Source organism: Paenibacillus sp. BJ-4 (assembly GCF_020404765.1).
Lineage (GTDB): Bacteria > Bacillota > Bacilli > Paenibacillales > Paenibacillaceae > Paenibacillus.
Map to the genome: position 1 here is coordinate 1 of NZ_JAIVEM010000083.1, position 333 is coordinate 333.

The window sequence follows — 333 nt, forward strand, 5'->3', positions numbered from 1 at the left end:
AAGTCGTAACAAGGTAGCCGTATCGGAAGGTGCGGCTGGATCACCTCCTTTCTATGGAGAATCGTTTCCTGCGATGGAAACATTCAAATATGAAGCGTAAGCTTCCAAATCAGGTTTCGGCCTGTTACTCACTCGTTGCTCAGTTTTGAGAGCTCAAACTCTCAAGTATCATTTCCAGGATGTGCTTGTAGTCAAGTGCAACGGAATATGATATGATCTTTTTCCGGCTTTACACCGGAGAACGTGCACCTTGAAAACTGGATACCGAAACGAAATTGCGTTTTAGAATATTCCTTTAAGCTGATCTTGTGTAAACAAGTGAAACTAAGGTAG

The 333-nt window shown here is 42.6% G+C and carries 1 rRNA gene; it reads left to right on the forward strand.

What is annotated here, in order from left to right:
• Nucleotides 1-51, forward strand: a 16S ribosomal RNA gene (locus LCF57_RS14605); the annotation flags it as partial.
• Nucleotides 52-333 lie beyond the last annotated feature (282 nt).